Origin of the sequence: Streptomyces sp. NPDC056452 (genome assembly GCF_042796085.1) — a bacterium.
Taxonomy (GTDB): domain Bacteria; phylum Actinomycetota; class Actinomycetes; order Streptomycetales; family Streptomycetaceae; genus Streptomyces.
This window is the reverse complement of the sequence record NZ_JBHTRI010000062.1, coordinates 1-13,655: the sequence shown is the minus strand read 5'-3', so window position 1 is coordinate 13,655 and position 13,655 is coordinate 1. Positions and strand designations below refer to the sequence as shown.

Annotated in this window: 14 protein-coding genes; 13 read left to right on the top strand and 1 reads right to left on the bottom strand. The window is 71.2% G+C overall.

The genetic code is table 11. The annotated features are described in order from the left end of the window. Positions 1-95 precede the first annotated feature (95 nt). Positions 96-800: a glycoside hydrolase family 75 protein gene (locus tag ACFQ6X_RS34680; protein ID WP_383187827.1), complete on the top strand. Its 705-nt coding sequence runs from the start codon at positions 96-98 to the stop codon at positions 798-800. A gap of 73 nt (positions 801-873) precedes the next feature. On the opposite strand, the gene map is transcribed toward ACFQ6X_RS34680, so the two are convergent. Then, positions 874-1,641, bottom strand: coding sequence for a type I methionyl aminopeptidase (gene map, locus ACFQ6X_RS34675; protein ID WP_383187824.1), 768 nt, complete (start codon positions 1,639-1,641; stop codon positions 874-876). A gap of 41 nt (positions 1,642-1,682) precedes the next feature. Between map and ACFQ6X_RS34670 the strand changes: the two genes are divergently transcribed. The 12 genes from ACFQ6X_RS34670 (at position 1,683) to ACFQ6X_RS34615 (ending at position 13,612) form a co-directional block, all read left to right on the top strand. Beyond that, on the top strand, positions 1,683-2,000 hold the full coding sequence (locus ACFQ6X_RS34670) for a helix-turn-helix domain-containing protein (RefSeq protein ID WP_383187821.1): 318 nt from the start codon (positions 1,683-1,685) through the stop codon (positions 1,998-2,000). 20 nt (positions 2,001-2,020) lie between these two features. Then, entirely contained in the window at positions 2,021-2,401 is a 381-nt protein-coding gene (locus ACFQ6X_RS34665) for a PPOX class F420-dependent oxidoreductase (RefSeq protein ID WP_329205950.1), read from the top strand. Positions 2,402-2,532: 131 nt separating this feature from the next. Then, positions 2,533-3,903 (top strand): hypothetical protein, encoded by a 1,371-nt coding sequence (locus ACFQ6X_RS34660; RefSeq protein WP_383187818.1) that lies wholly within the window; start codon positions 2,533-2,535, stop codon positions 3,901-3,903. 334 nt (positions 3,904-4,237) lie between these two features. Continuing rightward, positions 4,238-4,420, top strand: a complete 183-nt coding sequence (locus ACFQ6X_RS34655) for a hypothetical protein (protein ID WP_383187815.1) — start codon at positions 4,238-4,240, stop codon at positions 4,418-4,420. Further along, on the top strand, positions 4,417-5,145 hold the full coding sequence (locus tag ACFQ6X_RS34650; protein ID WP_383187812.1) for a hypothetical protein: 729 nt from the start codon (positions 4,417-4,419) through the stop codon (positions 5,143-5,145). The genes ACFQ6X_RS34655 and ACFQ6X_RS34650 overlap by 4 nt, the downstream gene beginning before the upstream one ends. Then, entirely contained in the window at positions 5,142-6,059 is a 918-nt protein-coding gene (locus ACFQ6X_RS34645; protein ID WP_383187810.1) for a DUF6895 family protein, read from the top strand. Before ACFQ6X_RS34650 ends, ACFQ6X_RS34645 begins: the two co-directional genes overlap by 4 nt. Further along, a complete protein-coding gene (locus ACFQ6X_RS34640; RefSeq protein ID WP_383187807.1) occupies positions 6,056-7,084 on the top strand; it encodes a serine hydrolase domain-containing protein in 1,029 nt (342 codons plus the stop codon). The genes ACFQ6X_RS34645 and ACFQ6X_RS34640 overlap by 4 nt, the downstream gene beginning before the upstream one ends. Before the next feature lie 139 nt (positions 7,085-7,223). Then, a complete protein-coding gene (locus ACFQ6X_RS34635) occupies positions 7,224-8,066 on the top strand; it encodes a nitrilase-related carbon-nitrogen hydrolase (protein ID WP_329205942.1) in 843 nt (280 codons plus the stop codon). Continuing rightward, positions 8,063-9,346, top strand: a complete 1,284-nt coding sequence (locus ACFQ6X_RS34630) for an aspartate aminotransferase family protein (RefSeq protein ID WP_383187804.1) — start codon at positions 8,063-8,065, stop codon at positions 9,344-9,346. The genes ACFQ6X_RS34635 and ACFQ6X_RS34630 overlap by 4 nt, the downstream gene beginning before the upstream one ends. 212 nt (positions 9,347-9,558) lie before the next feature. Next, positions 9,559-10,959: a dihydropyrimidinase gene (hydA, locus tag ACFQ6X_RS34625; protein WP_383187802.1), complete on the top strand. Its 1,401-nt coding sequence runs from the start codon at positions 9,559-9,561 to the stop codon at positions 10,957-10,959. Between the two features lie 11 nt (positions 10,960-10,970). Beyond that, on the top strand, positions 10,971-11,972 hold the full coding sequence (locus tag ACFQ6X_RS34620) for a TIGR03842 family LLM class F420-dependent oxidoreductase (RefSeq protein WP_383187799.1): 1,002 nt from the start codon (positions 10,971-10,973) through the stop codon (positions 11,970-11,972). A 95-nt stretch (positions 11,973-12,067) separates the two neighbouring features. Continuing rightward, complete coding sequence (locus ACFQ6X_RS34615; RefSeq protein ID WP_383187796.1) at positions 12,068-13,612, top strand: NCS1 family nucleobase:cation symporter-1; 1,545 nt, start codon at positions 12,068-12,070, stop codon at positions 13,610-13,612. Positions 13,613-13,655 lie beyond the last annotated feature (43 nt).

Here is a 13,655-nt window from a genome sequence, read left to right as displayed (position 1 = left end):
GCCCCGAGGCGTGAAGCGGCCGGGGCTGCCCCGGCCGCGTCGGCAAGAAAGGGCCCGCCGGGTCCTTCGCGTCCAGTGAAAGGGCATCCCCCACGGTGCGTACACGCATGCTCGTTCTCTCCGTCGTCTCAGGCGCCGCTCTGCTCGCCGCCGCGGCTCTTCCGGCCACGGCCCTTCCCGCAGCCGCCGGCGGTGGAGAGACCGGGGCGGACCCGGTGAGCGCTGCCGACCTGCTGGCCCGGGTGAAGACCTGCACCCCGATCTCGCGCGGGAAGTACCGAATGGACCAGGGCGGGCCGGCGAAGGTTCCGGTGTGCGGGACGAAGGGAGCCGTGTTCTGGGAGGCGGACATGGACATCGACTGCGACGGCCGGGTCACCGCTGCGTGCAGCAGGAAGACCGACCCCTCCTTCCTGCCCGACACGGCGTTCCAGACCTCGGGCGGCAAGCCCCTGGACTCCGCCCGGCTGCCGTACGTGGTCGTGCCCGGCCCCGGCCCGCTCTGGAACCACACCGAGTCCGGGATCGCGGGCGGGGCCGTGGCCGCCGTCATCTACCGGGGAAAGGTCCAGTACGCCGTCGTCGGGGACACCGGTCCCACCGGGATCATCGGCGAGGCGTCGTACGCCGCCGCGGAGGCGCTCGGCATCGATCCCGACCCGAAGACCGGCGGTACCGCGTCCGGCGTCACCTACATCCTGTTCAAGAACTCCAGGGTGTCGCCGATCGAGAGCCCCGAGGCCGCCGTCACCGCCGGCCTGGAGCTGGCCCGCACGTTCGTTGCCGAGAACCGGACGTGACGAACGCCGGCCGGCCGGGGCGACCACCGGCCGCCCCGTGCGCAGGTCCTGCCGCGGGTGCCGGGGCCGAGGCTCAGAGCGCCGTCAGGATCCGGGGTCCGCTGTCCGTGATGGCCACCGTGTGCTCGGCGTGGGCCGCCCGGCTGCCGTCGGTCGTACGGAGGGTCCAGCCGTCCGGGTCCGGACGGAAGTCGTCGCGGCCGCTGCCGATCAGCATCGGTTCGATGGCCAGCACCATCCCGTGCCGCAGCGGCATGCCGCGGCCGGCCGGCCCCTCGTTCGGCACGGACGGGTCCTCGTGCATCGTGCGGCCCACGCCGTGGCCGCCGAAGTCCTCCATGATTCCGTAGCCGGCATCCCTGCACACCGTGCCGATCGCGTGGGCGATGTCGCCGATCCGGTTGCCCACGCGCGCCGCCGCGATGCCGGCGTCCAGGGCCGCGAAGGCCGTGTCGATCAGCCGGGTGTCGGCGGGCCGGGGACGGCCGACGGTGAAGCTGACCGCCGAGTCGCCGACCCAGCCGTTCAGCGTCGCGCCCGCGTCGATGCTCACCAGATCGCCGTCGCGGAGCCGGTAGTCGTTCGGGATGCCGTGCACGATCGCGTCGTTGACGGACGCGCAGATCACCGCGGGGAACGGGGTGGGAGCGAAGTGCGGCCGGTAGTTGAAGAACGGCGAGGTGGCCCCCGCATCCCGCAGGATCTCGCGCGCGGTCCCGTCGAGCTCGCGCAAAGATACGCCGACGGCGGCCGCCTTCTGTACGGAAGTGAGCACCTGCGCGACGACCCGGCCGGCCTCACGCATGGCTTCGATATGTGTGTCTGTCTTGAGCTGAACCATGCCAATTACTATACCGGTCGAAGCGGTATTACAATGACGGCATGGTACGGACACCCCTGACCCCGGAAGAGCGCCGCCGCGGCGAGCGGCTCGGCGAGCTGCTGCGTGGGGCGCGCGGCGGACGCAGCATGGTCGCGGTCGCCGCGAGCGCCGGAATCTCCGCCGAGACGCTCCGCAAGATCGAGACGGGCCGGGCCCCCACCCCCGCCTTCTTCACCGTGGCTGCGGTGGCGGGCGTCCTCGGCCTGTCGATGGACGACGTGCTGGCACGGTGCGGACCCGAGCCGGAGCCGGTGGCCGGACCGCGGCCGGTACCCGCGTCCGGACCCCTCCCGGGGGCGCTGCCGCTCACGGCGTAGGGCGGAGTAGGGTCACGCCCGTGACTCTCCAGGACTTCGCCCGCAGCGAGTACGTCAGCCTCACCACGTACCGGAAGGACGGCACGCCCGTCGCCACGCCCGTCTGGGCCGCGGCGGACGGCGACGTCCTGTACGTCTGGACACGGAGCGATTCGTGGAAGGTCAAGCGGCTGCGCAACGACCCCCGGGTCGTCGTCACCGTGTGCGACGTCCGCGGCCGGATCGCCGAGGGCGCGCCCAGCGCCGAAGGGACCGCGCGGCTGCTCGACGGGACGGAGATGGCGGGCGTGCGCAAGGTGCTTGCCCGCAAGTACACGTGGAAGTTCTGGATCCTGGACTGGCCCGCCATGGTCGTACGGCTCGGCAAGCGCCCCCACACCGGGATCGCCGTCACCTTCTGAGGGGCGTGCGCCGCCCGTCCCGCGCTCCTGACGCACCACGCCCGAAAACCGCGCGTAGCCCGCCCGTAACACGCCTGCGGTCGAATGCCAGCGGACTGGAATGTTCCAGTCGGCAGCCGGTGAGGGCGACGGTGACAGTGCATCAGCATGCGTGGGACATAAGGAAGTTCGCACAGTACCTACGAGATCTTGCGGCCCTGCTCGACCCGGGGCAGGGCTGGTACGGAGTCTTCTGTGCACGCGATCCGGAGGGCATGCGCGCCTGCTTCGACGGCGTGGAGGTGCCCCCCTGGGACGTCGTCGAATCGCTCCTCCAGGACCTCGCGGCGGCGCGTGGCAACGACGTCGCCGCGCAGGAATCCGTACGGGCCGCCGCGCTGTACACCGCTTCCGCCGGTGCGCACGACCGGCGGCCGGGCGGACGGCAGGCCCTCGTCGACCGCCTGGGGCTCATGCTCCGGGAACAGACCCATGCAGCCCAGCGGTTGAGGGCTGCCGGGGGCGACGGCGCGCACGCGCCGGGTGTGGAGCCCGACACCCTGGCCTGGGCGCGCGACGACCACGCCCGCGCCACGGCCCGCTGCGCGGAACTCCGCAACCGGCTGGCCGCCGTGGAGAACACCGTGCCGGACAACTGGTTCCGTGCGGACGGGGACGGTCGCGCACAAGAACCTGAACATGCCCGGAGTGCGCACCAGGTCCCGGCACCCCGCCGCCCGTCCGGGGCGCGGGGTGAGGACGCCGGCCCCGTGCCGGAGGTGCGGCCCGCACCCAAGCGCAAGAAGCCGCGCGGAGCCCGTTTCGCCGGTCTGGAGCTGGAGGACGACACGGAGGCGGCCCCCGCCCCGTCCGTCGTTCCCGTGCTGCCCGAGCCCACACCGGCCACCGCCGTACCGCGCGGCGCCCGCTTCGGCGGTGCTCCCGCGGAGAGCGCGACCGCGTCGGCGCCGCAGGCCGCCGCCCCCGACCCGGCCGCCCGCCGCGCCGCCGACGACGCCGTCGCCCTGCTCGTACGGCTGCGCGCGGAGGGCCGCAGCGGCGAGGCGCACGTGGTGCTCTGCGAGGCGGCGGCCTGGCCGGCCGGGCATCTGCCGGTACTCGCCGTGGCCCTGCACCGGGCCGGTCTGGCCGCCGACTGGGGCACCCTGCTGTGGGAGGTGTCCTCCCTGCCGCCCGCCGAACTCGCCGCAGCCGCAGGCGCGTTGGCCGCAGCCGGCCGCGCCGAGGACTGCGGGCAGCTGCTCCGGCAGGGTGTGGCCCGGCCGGCCGCGGAGATCGCCGACGCCGTGGTCGCCCTCGACCGGGCCGGGCTGGAGCCCGAGGCGCGGGCCCTGCTGGGTGCCTTCGTGCGGGTACGGACGGCACAGGACGCGGCGCTGATCGCCGAGGGCGGTCCGAGCCACCTCGTCCCCCAACTGCTCGCCGCCGCCCGCGAGGTGTCCGCGGCGCGGGAGTGGGACCTGGTCCACGCCCTGCGGGTGGCGGGCATCGCGGCACCTTAGACCGCAGCCGGGCCACGCCCCTGTACCGCTGGGAAAGACGCCCGCCCCCAGTGCGGCGCCCCCCTCCTCGTACGGCACCCCGTTCGTCGTGCGGCGGCCGGTGCGGCGGCGGTCCTCACGCGGAAGCCGTCGCCCGGCCCGGCGCGGGTGCAACGCAAGGGATCCCCTTCGCTCGAATGGTTACCGGAGGCTACGAGCTGGGGTGCTCTCCCGCGCAAGATCCCCATGAGCCCGGCCTTGCGAAGAGAAATCTCATTCCACCCTTTAGGCTCGGTCGAGGCATATCCCCACAAGAGGGATATGTCTCCGCATGTCCCAGTGATGAGGAGGCACCATGCTTGCCCAGGAGATCACTCTCACCGCAACGACGACCGAGACCACGGCGCTCGGCGCACTGATGGTGGAGCCCGAGGCCCCCGTCAGTGACGCCCCGCTCTACACCCCGGAGGCCGCGGGCTTCCTGCTCGCGCTCCTGCTCCTGTCTCCGAAGGAGCCGAAGGAGCCCCGGGGCAAGTGAGTTCCCAGTCAGCATTCGCCGCGGCGACTGATGCCCTGGCAGGCAGCGTCCTCGGTGCCCTCACGGGCACCGGGGACGCTGTACAGCTGGCGCGGTACGTCGACGACGCCCCTGACACCCTCGCGGCCCTCGCGGCCGTCCGGGTGCTCGGGGCCGATGCCCTCAGCCCCCAGCTCCTGGCGGGCCATCCGTTCCCGGCGCAGGACGCGGCCATCGTGGCCAAGGCCTTCGAGTCCTTCCCGGCCTCCGATGCCATGGCGGAGAGAACGGCCGCCCGGCGCGACTGGGCGACCGCGCAGCTCCTCGCCCGGCTCGCCGGGGACGACACCCTCCGGGCGCTCGCGCCCCCGCCCGCGGACGAGGCCGAGCTCACCGGCACCGCGCACTGGCAGACCTGGTCCGTCCGTATGGCCCAACTCGCCCCGCTCGCCACCCTCGGCCTCGACGGACCGGTGCACGACGCGGCGCGCGGCGGTGCCCTGCCGCTGAGCCGGGGCGTCAGCCGCTCGATCCTGCGCCGCGACTTCCCGACGGCCGTACGGCTCATCCGCTGGCTGGCCTGGCTGCGCCACGACGGCACGGAACTGCCGCTGGACCCGGCACTCGCCGCAGAACACGTACGGCTCGTGGGCGGGGCGGGGCCGCGCACGGCCCTCGATCTGGCGATCGTGCGCCATTTCCTCGAACGGCGCCCCCGCACGGTCCCGAAGGCGGCACACGCATGACGATTCCCGAGCCCGTGACCCTGGCCGCCCGGAGCATGGCCGACCGGGCCCTGTCGTGGCTGCACGCGAACCGTGCCCTCGGCGGCCTGCCGCCCGACACCACCGAGACGATGGCCGACCCCGACAGCGTCTACAAACCTCTGGGGGAGACCACCCTCGCCGCGTCACTCATCCTGCGCGACGGTGTCGCCGGACCGGGCCGGCTGGTCGCCGCCCAGAGCCTGATGGACTTCACCTGGGAGCAGTTCCGTCGCGGCGACATGATCTACGAACGCCAGCTCCGCCACACCCTGATGACGGACCCGCTGGAGATGTACGCCCCCTTCGTCCGCTGCGGGTACCGCCACGAAGGCCTCGACCGGCTGCTGGCCCACCGGGCCCGTATGCGGTCGGTGAACAGTGTCGAGATGCTGCCCAACCGCCGGCTCGCCGTCGCCAACGCCGCCCGCGTCGTGGGCCTGGAGCACGCCGAGGACCTGACGGCGCTGGCCGGAGCCACCTGGCTCGGTGCGACGCCGGAGCCCTGGGCCATCAACTGGATCACCGCCTACGCGATGACCCACACCGTCTTCCACCTCACCGACTGGGGCGCGGACCCGGACGGACTGCCGCCCGCACTCGCCGCGTACGTCACCACGTGGCTGCCGGTATGGATCGACATCTGGCGCGAGGTCGGCCAGTGGGACCTCGTGGCGGAGCTGCTCATCGTCGGCGCCTCGCTCCCGGAGCCCTACTGCTCTCCGGACGACTGGGAGGCCTTGGCCGCCCTCCAGCACGAGGACGGACTCGTGCCCCGGGACAGCGACCCGGTGGACGCCGACCCGCAGCAGCGCTTCACGGACCACCAGCACACCGTCGTCGTCACCGCCGTCGCCGGATCCGTCGCACTCGCCCGGGCGGCGGGGCCGCGGTGAGCGAACCGCCGCTGGCCGGCCGCCTCCAGCCCCTGCTGGCGGCGGCCAAGGGGCCGGGCGCGGCGGTGGCGGCCCTCCGCGGTGACGAACGTGCGGTGCTCTGCCGCGGGCCGGTCGGGGAGGACACCCGGTTCGAGACGGGCTCGCTCACCAAGACGTTCACCGCCCTGCTGCTCGCCGAGCTGGTCGCCAGGGGCGAGGTCGGTTACGGCGACCGCGCCGACCGCTACCTGCCGTTCAGGCTTCCCGGGCCGCCCCTCACCCTTCTGCACCTGGCCACCCACACCTCCGGTCTGCCCCGGCTGCCACCCGGGCTCCTCGCCCGCGCGGTCCGCAGCGGATGGCTCAGCAACCCGTACGCGGGCTTCTCCGAGACGGACCTGCTGGTGTCCCTCGCCCGCACCCGGCTCCGGTACCGGCCCGGCTCCCGGGTCCACTACTCCAACTTCGGCGGTGGCCTGCTGGGCCACGTGCTCGCCCGTGCGGCAGGCGGCGCCGGGGGCGACTACGCCGCGCTGCTGGCCGAGCGCGTCATCGAGCCCCTCGGCCTGGCCGACACCGACTGCGATCCCAACCGGCCCCAGGCCACCGGGCATTGGCACGGCAGAGCACGTCCGGCCCTGTTGATGCCCGGACTGGCAGCCGCCGGCGCGGTGCGCTCCAGTGCCCGGGACCTGCTCCGCGTCCTCGGCGCTCTCCTCGCCCCGGACACCGCTCCGAGCCCCGCGCTGCGCACCGCGCTCGCCGAGGTCCAGCGCCCCCGGCTGAGTGTTCCGCGGACCGGTTCGCGGCTGTGCCTCATCTGGAACCTCCGGCCGCGCCCGGACGGAGCACTGCTCCACCACTCCGGCGGGACCCGGGGTTTCACCGCGTTCGCGGGCTTCCTTCCCGGCTCCGGTACCGGACTCGTCGCGTGGACGAACTCGGCCCCCACCCCGCTCGCGCCGTTCGTCCAGGCCGCTTACGGGACCCTGCGCGCACTGGACGGTCCGCCGCCGGGAGCGGTGTGGACCGCTCGGGTATGAAACATGATCGACTCCGCCGGTTCACGGCGATGGTCTTGCCCCGTTGTGTGACGGGGCTTACGTTCTCCTCCTATGCATCGTGTCTACGGGCGTAGAAAACGCGTAGAGGCTCTCTGACGCCGCGTCGAAGGAGCAGCTCATGTCCCACGTCGTACGCGCCGCACTTGTCCAGGCGACCTGGACCGGCGATACCGAATCCATGATCGCCAAGCATGAGGACCATGCTCGCGAGGCAGCCCGGCAGGGCGCGAAGATCATCGGCTTCCAGGAGGTGTTCAACGCCCCGTACTTCTGCCAGGTACAGGAGCCCGAGCACTACCGCTGGGCGGAAGCCGTCCCGGACGGGCCGACCGTCCGCCGGATGCAGGATCTGGCCCGGGAGACGGGCATGGTGATCGTCGTGCCGGTCTTCGAGCTCGAACAGTCCGGTTTCTACTACAACACCGCGGCGGTGATCGATGCCGACGGCTCGTACCTCGGCAAGTACCGCAAGCACCACATCCCGCAGGTCAAGGGCTTCTGGGAGAAGTACTACTTCAAGCCCGGGAACGCCGGTTGGCCGGTGTTCGACACCGCCGTCGGCAGAGTCGGCGTCTACATCTGCTACGACCGGCACTTCCCCGAGGGCTGGCGCCAACTCGGACTGAACGGTGCCCAGTTGGTGTACAACCCGTCAGCCACCTCGCGCGGCCTCTCCAGCTACCTGTGGCAGCTGGAACAGCCCGCCTCCGCCGTCGCCAACGAGTACTTCATCGCCGCGATCAACCGCGTCGGCCAGGAGGAGTACGGCGACAACGACTTCTACGGCACGAGCTACTTCGTCGACCCGCGGGGCCAGTTCGTCGGCGAGGTCGCCAGCGACAAGGCGGAGGAACTCCTCGTACGCGACCTCGACTTCGGACTCATCGACGAGGTCCGGCAGCAGTGGGCGTTCTACCGGGACCGCCGGCCGGACGCGTACGACGGGCTGGTGGAGCCGTGACCGGACTGCACGAGCGGCATCTGGCCGTCAGCCCCGACTGGCTCGCCCTCTACTACCGCAAGCCCCTGGAGATCACCCACGGGGAGGGGCGGCACGTCTGGGACGCGGACGGGAACCGCTACCTCGACTTCTTCGGCGGCATCCTCACCACGATGACCGCGCACGCCCTGCCCGAGGTGACCAAGGCCGTCACCGAGCAGGCCGGCCGGATCATCCACTCCTCCACGCTCTACCTCAACCGGCCGATGGTGGAGCTCGCCGAGCGGATCGCCACGCTCTCCGGCATCCCCGACGCCCGGGTCTTCTTCACCACCTCGGGGACCGAGGCCAACGACACCGCTCTGCTGCTGGCCACCGCGTACCGCAGGTCGAACCAGATCCTCGCGATGCGCAACAGCTACCACGGCAGGTCGTTCTCGGCGGTGTCCATCACCGGCAACCAGGCCTGGTCGCCCACCAGCCTGTCACCGCTCCAGACGCTGTACGTCCACGGCGGCGTCCGGACCCGCGGACCGTACGCGGAGCTGAGCGACGAACGGTTCATCAAGGCGTGCGTGGCCGATCTGGAGGATCTGCTCGGGCACACCAGGGAGGCCGCGGCGCTGATCGCCGAGCCCATCCAGGGCGTGGGCGGATTCACCGCGCCGCCCGACGGGCTGTACGCGGCCTTCCGCGAAGTCCTCGACCGGCACGGCATCCTGTGGATCTCCGACGAGGTGCAGACCGGCTGGGGACGGACCGGTGAGCATTTCTGGGGCTGGCAGGCGCATGGAGAGAACGGACCGCCGGACATCCTGACCTTCGCCAAGGGCATCGGCAACGGCATGTCCATCGGCGGAGTCGTCGCCCGAGCCGAGGTCATGAACTGCCTGGACGCCAACTCCATTTCGACGTTCGGCGGCTCTCCGGTCACCATGGCGGCGGGCCTGGCCAACCTCTCGTACCACCTGGAACACGACCTCCAGGGCAACGCCCGCCGGGTCGGCGGGCTGCTCATCGAGCGGCTCCGGGCGGTCGGTGCGGGCTGCGCTGCCGTGCGCGAGGTGCGGGGGAGGGGCCTCATGATCGGCATCGAACTGGTGAAACCCGGCACCGACGAGGCGAATCCGGAAGCCGCAGCCGCCGTGCTCGAAGCGGCCCGCGCGGGCGGTCTGCTCATCGGGAAGGGCGGCGGTCACAGCACCAGCGTCCTGCGGATCGCACCACCCCTGTCGCTCACTGTCGCCGAGGCCGAGGAGGGCGCGGCGATCATGGCCGACGCCCTGCAAGCGGCGACCTGACCCCTGCCGCCCGCCGGAGCGCTCAGTCGCCCGGCGGGCAGCGCGTCGCCCGCCCGTCCGTTGGGCCGGTGGGGTGTGCCGGGCCGGAAACAGAAACGTCTTCATGGGTTAGCAGCAGCGGTATTGCCACAGTGGGTAACCCACTTCTACGTTCTTCACCACGCACCGTAACTACGTGCGTAGACCCATTCCGCCACCGCGAGGAGGGGCACATGAGTCGCACCGTCATCCACGGCGGCCTCGTCATCACCGCGTCCGACGAGATCCACGCCGACGTACTCATCGAAGGTGGACGGATCGTCGCCCTCGCCGCCCACGGCACCGACGCGGCCGAGAGCTGGAGCGCCGACAGGAGAATCGACGCCACCGGGAAGTACGTCATCCCGGGCGGTGTCGACGCGCACACGCACATGGAGATGCCGTTCGGCGGGACCTTCGCCGCCGACACCTTCGAGACCGGCACCCGGGCCGCCGCCTGGGGCGGCACCACGACGATCGTGGACTTCGCCATCCAGAGCATGGGCCGGTCCCTGCGCGAAGGACTCGACAACTGGTACGCGAAAGCCGACGGCAACTGCGCCATCGACTACGCGTTCCACATGATCCTCTCCGACGTGAACGCGTCCTCGCTCAAGGAGATGGACCTCCTGGTGGCCGAGGGCATCACCTCGTTCAAACTCTTCATGGCCTACCCCGGCGTCTTCTACAGCGACGACGGCCAGATCCTGCGCGCCATGCAGCGGGCCTCCGGCAACGGTGGCCTGATCATGATGCACGCCGAGAACGGCATCGCCATCGACGTCCTCGTCGAGCAGGCACTCGCCGAGGGCCGCACCGACCCGCGCTACCACGGTGACGTACGCAAGGTGGCGCTGGAGGCAGAGGCCACCCACCGCGCCATCCAGCTCGCCAGGGTCGCCGGATCGCCGCTGTACGTGGTCCACGTCTCCGCCGACGAAGCCGTCTCGGAGATCGCCGCAGCCCGCCACAAGGGGCTCCCGGTCTTCGGCGAGACCTGTCCGCAGTACCTCTTCCTCTCCACGGACAATCTCGCCGAGCCCGACTTCGAAGGCGCGAAATACGTCTGCTCCACCCCGCTGCGCCCCAAGGAGCACCAGGAGGCGCTCTGGCGCGGTCTGCGGAACAACGAACTGCAGGTCGTCTCCACCGATCACTGCCCGTTCTGCTTCTCGGGGCAGAAGGAGATGGGCCGGGGCGACTTCTCGAAGATCCCCAACGGCATGCCCGGCGTCGAGAACCGCATGGACCTCCTCCACCAGGCCGTCGTGGACGGCCACATCACCCGGCGCCGCTGGATCGAGATCGCCTGCGCCTCCCCGGCCCGGATGTTCGGCCTCTACCCGAAGAAGGGCACCATCGCGCCGGGGGCGGACGCAGACGTCGTCATCTACGACCCGCATGCCCAGCAGACGATCTCCGCGGAGACGCACCACATGAACGTCGACTACTCGGCGTACGAGGGCAGGCAGCTCACCGGCCAGGTGGAGACCGTCCTCTCGCGCGGTGAAGTCGTCGTCGACGAACGGAAGTTCACCGGCCGGGCCGGTCACGGTATGTACACCCCGCGCGCCACCTGTCAGTACCTGGACTAGGAGCACCTGCCATGGACTTCGGACTCGTCCTCCAGACCGACCCGCCCGCCTCGGCCGTGGTCGGGCTGATGCGCCGCGCGGAACGGAACGGCTTCCGCTACGGGTGGACCTTCGACTCGACGGTGCTCTGGCAGGAGCCCTTCGTCATCTACAGCCGGATCCTGGAGCACACGGAGCGGCTCGTCGTCGGCCCGATGGTCACCAACCCCGGCACCCGCACCTGGGAGGTCACCGCCTCCACCTTCGCCACCCTCAACGAGATGTACGGCAACCGCACCGTCTGCGGCATCGGACGCGGCGACTCGGCGATGCGTGTGGCCGGCCGCAAGCCCAACACCCTGGCCAGGCTCGGCGAGGCCATCGACGTGATCCGCGACCTCGCCGAGGGCCGTGAGGCCACCGTCGACGGGCAGCCGGTCCAGATCCCCTGGGTGAAGAACGGCCGACTTCCCGTCTGGATGGGGGCGTACGGACCCAAGGCCCTCGCACTCGCCGGGCAGAAGGCCGACGGGTTCATCCTCCAGCTGGCCGATCCCTACCTGACCGAGTGGATGGTCAAGGCAGTACGGGACGCGGCGGCCGACGCCGGCCGTGACCCGGACTCCCTCACCATCTGCGTCGCCGCGCCCGCCTATGTGAGCGAGGACCTGGACCACGCCCGCGAGCAGTGCCGCTGGTTCGGCGGAATGGTCGGCAACCACGTCGCCGACCTCGTCTCCCGGTACGGGGAGCACTCGGACCTCGTGCCCGAAGCCCTCACGGCGTACATCGCGGGACGGTCGGGATACGACTACAGCCATCACGGCCGCACCGGGAACCCGGACACGGCCTTCGTCCCCGACGAGATCGTCGACCGGTTCTGCCTGCTGGGTCCGGCCGAGGCGCACATCGAGAAGCTGCAGGCCCTGCGGGACCTGGGCGTCGACCAGTTCGCCGTCTACAACATGCACGACGCGCGGGAGGCGACCATCGACGCCTACGGTTCCACGATCATTCCCGCGCTCTCCGCCTGACCCGTTCCCCCCACGACTCTCTCCACCCACCGTCCGCACCGCACAACCCCCCGCGCCCCGCACGGCACCGCTCCCGAGCGAAGGGTCCCGTCGCCATGACCGCCACCGTCCCACCCGGCCCAGCCGGGCCACCGTCCAGTACCGGCGAGCAGATAGCCGACCCGTCCGGCCGGATCGAACTCGCCCCCGGATCCGTCCCCGACGACCCCCACTTCGTCAACGACGACCTGCTGCCCGTCCCCCTGGAGCGGCGCCGCTGGACGACGTACAACTTCGCCGCCCTGTGGATCGGGATGGCGCACAACATCCCGTCCTGGCTCCTGGCCTCGGGGCTCGTCGCACTCGGCATGGACTGGAAGCAGGCCGTCTTCACGATCGCCTTGGCCAACCTGATCGTGCTGGCACCGATGCTGCTCACCGGGCACGCCGGACCCAAGTACGGGATCCCGTTCCCCGTGCTGGCCCGCGCCTCCTTCGGGCTGCGCGGCGCCAACCTGCCCGCGCTGATCCGGGCGGGAGTCGCCTGCGCCTGGTTCGGGATCCAGACCTGGATCGGTGGAGTGGGCATCTTCACCCTGCTCGGCAAGATCTTCGGCGGCTGGGCACAGGCCGACGAGATCGGCGGGCAGCCCTGGACGCTCTGGCTCTGCTTCGCCCTCTTCTGGGTGCTCGAACTCGCCATCATCTACCGGGGTATGGACACCCTGAGGCGCTTCGAGAACTGGGCGGCGCCCTTCGTCATCGTCGGCGCGGTGGTCCTGCTGGTGTGGATCGCGGTCAAGGCGGGCGGTCTCGGCCCGCTCCTGGACCAGCCGTCCGCGCTCGGCTGGGGATCCGACTTCTGGCCGGTCTTCTTCCCGTCCCTGATGGGCATGATCGCCTTCTGGTCCACGCTGTCGCTGAACATCCCCGACTTCACCCGCTTCGGTGCCGGCCAACGCGCCCAGATCTGGGGGCAGTCGCTCGGGCTGCCGACCACCATGACGTTCTTCGCGCTGCTCTCCGTCTTCGTCACCTCCGGCTCGCAGGCCGTGTACGGGGAGGCCATCTGGGACCCGGTGCAGCTCGTCGCCAAGACCGACAACGTCTTCGGCCTCCTCTTCGGCCTGATCACGGTCCTGATCGCGACGATCTCCGTGAACATCGCCGCGAACGTCGTGTCACCCGCGTACGACCTGGCGAACCTGGCGCCGAAGTTGATCAACTTCCGTACGGGTGCCCTGATCACGGGTGTCGTCGGCGTCGTGATCATGCCGTGGAAGCTCACCGAGACCCCCGAGCTGTACATCTTCACCTGGCTCGGCCTGGTGGGGGGTCTGCTCGGTACGGTGGCCGGCATCCTGATCGCCGACTACTGGATCATCCGCCGCACCGTCCTGGACCTGCCCGACCTCTACCGGCCCGGCGGCCGTTACTGGTACTCGAACGGCTGGAACTGGCGTGCTGTGGCGGCCTTCGTGACCGGTGGTGTTCTCGCGGTGGGCGGCTCCCACTCGGCCCCGGGCAAGGGGCCGTTCCCCGCCGACGGCCTGATCCCGTTCCTGAAGCCGCTCGCCGACTACGGCTGGGCGGTGGGCCTCGCCTCCTCCCTTCTCCTGTACACCGTCCTCAGCCTCGGCGAGCGCACCAGGAGCCGATAGCCGGGAACTCGGCAACTGCCCCCGCCCCGCGACGAAGCGTCGC

Excerpts from the sequence above, each read along its gene's own strand:
- map (WP_383187824.1), bottom strand. The coding sequence starts at position 1,641 with ATGGTTCAGCTCAAGACAGACACACATATCGAAGCCATGCGTGAGGCC.
- ACFQ6X_RS34670 (WP_383187821.1), top strand. The coding sequence starts at position 1,683 with ATGGTACGGACACCCCTGACCCCGGAAGAGCGCCGCCGCGGCGAGCGG.
- ACFQ6X_RS34655 (WP_383187815.1), top strand. The coding sequence starts at position 4,238 with ATGCTTGCCCAGGAGATCACTCTCACCGCAACGACGACCGAGACCACG.
- ACFQ6X_RS34645 (WP_383187810.1), top strand. The coding sequence starts at position 5,142 with ATGACGATTCCCGAGCCCGTGACCCTGGCCGCCCGGAGCATGGCCGAC.
- ACFQ6X_RS34635 (WP_329205942.1), top strand. The coding sequence starts at position 7,224 with ATGTCCCACGTCGTACGCGCCGCACTTGTCCAGGCGACCTGGACCGGC.
- hydA (WP_383187802.1), top strand. The coding sequence starts at position 9,559 with ATGAGTCGCACCGTCATCCACGGCGGCCTCGTCATCACCGCGTCCGAC.
- ACFQ6X_RS34620 (WP_383187799.1), top strand. The coding sequence starts at position 10,971 with ATGGACTTCGGACTCGTCCTCCAGACCGACCCGCCCGCCTCGGCCGTG.
- ACFQ6X_RS34615 (WP_383187796.1), top strand. The coding sequence starts at position 12,068 with ATGACCGCCACCGTCCCACCCGGCCCAGCCGGGCCACCGTCCAGTACC.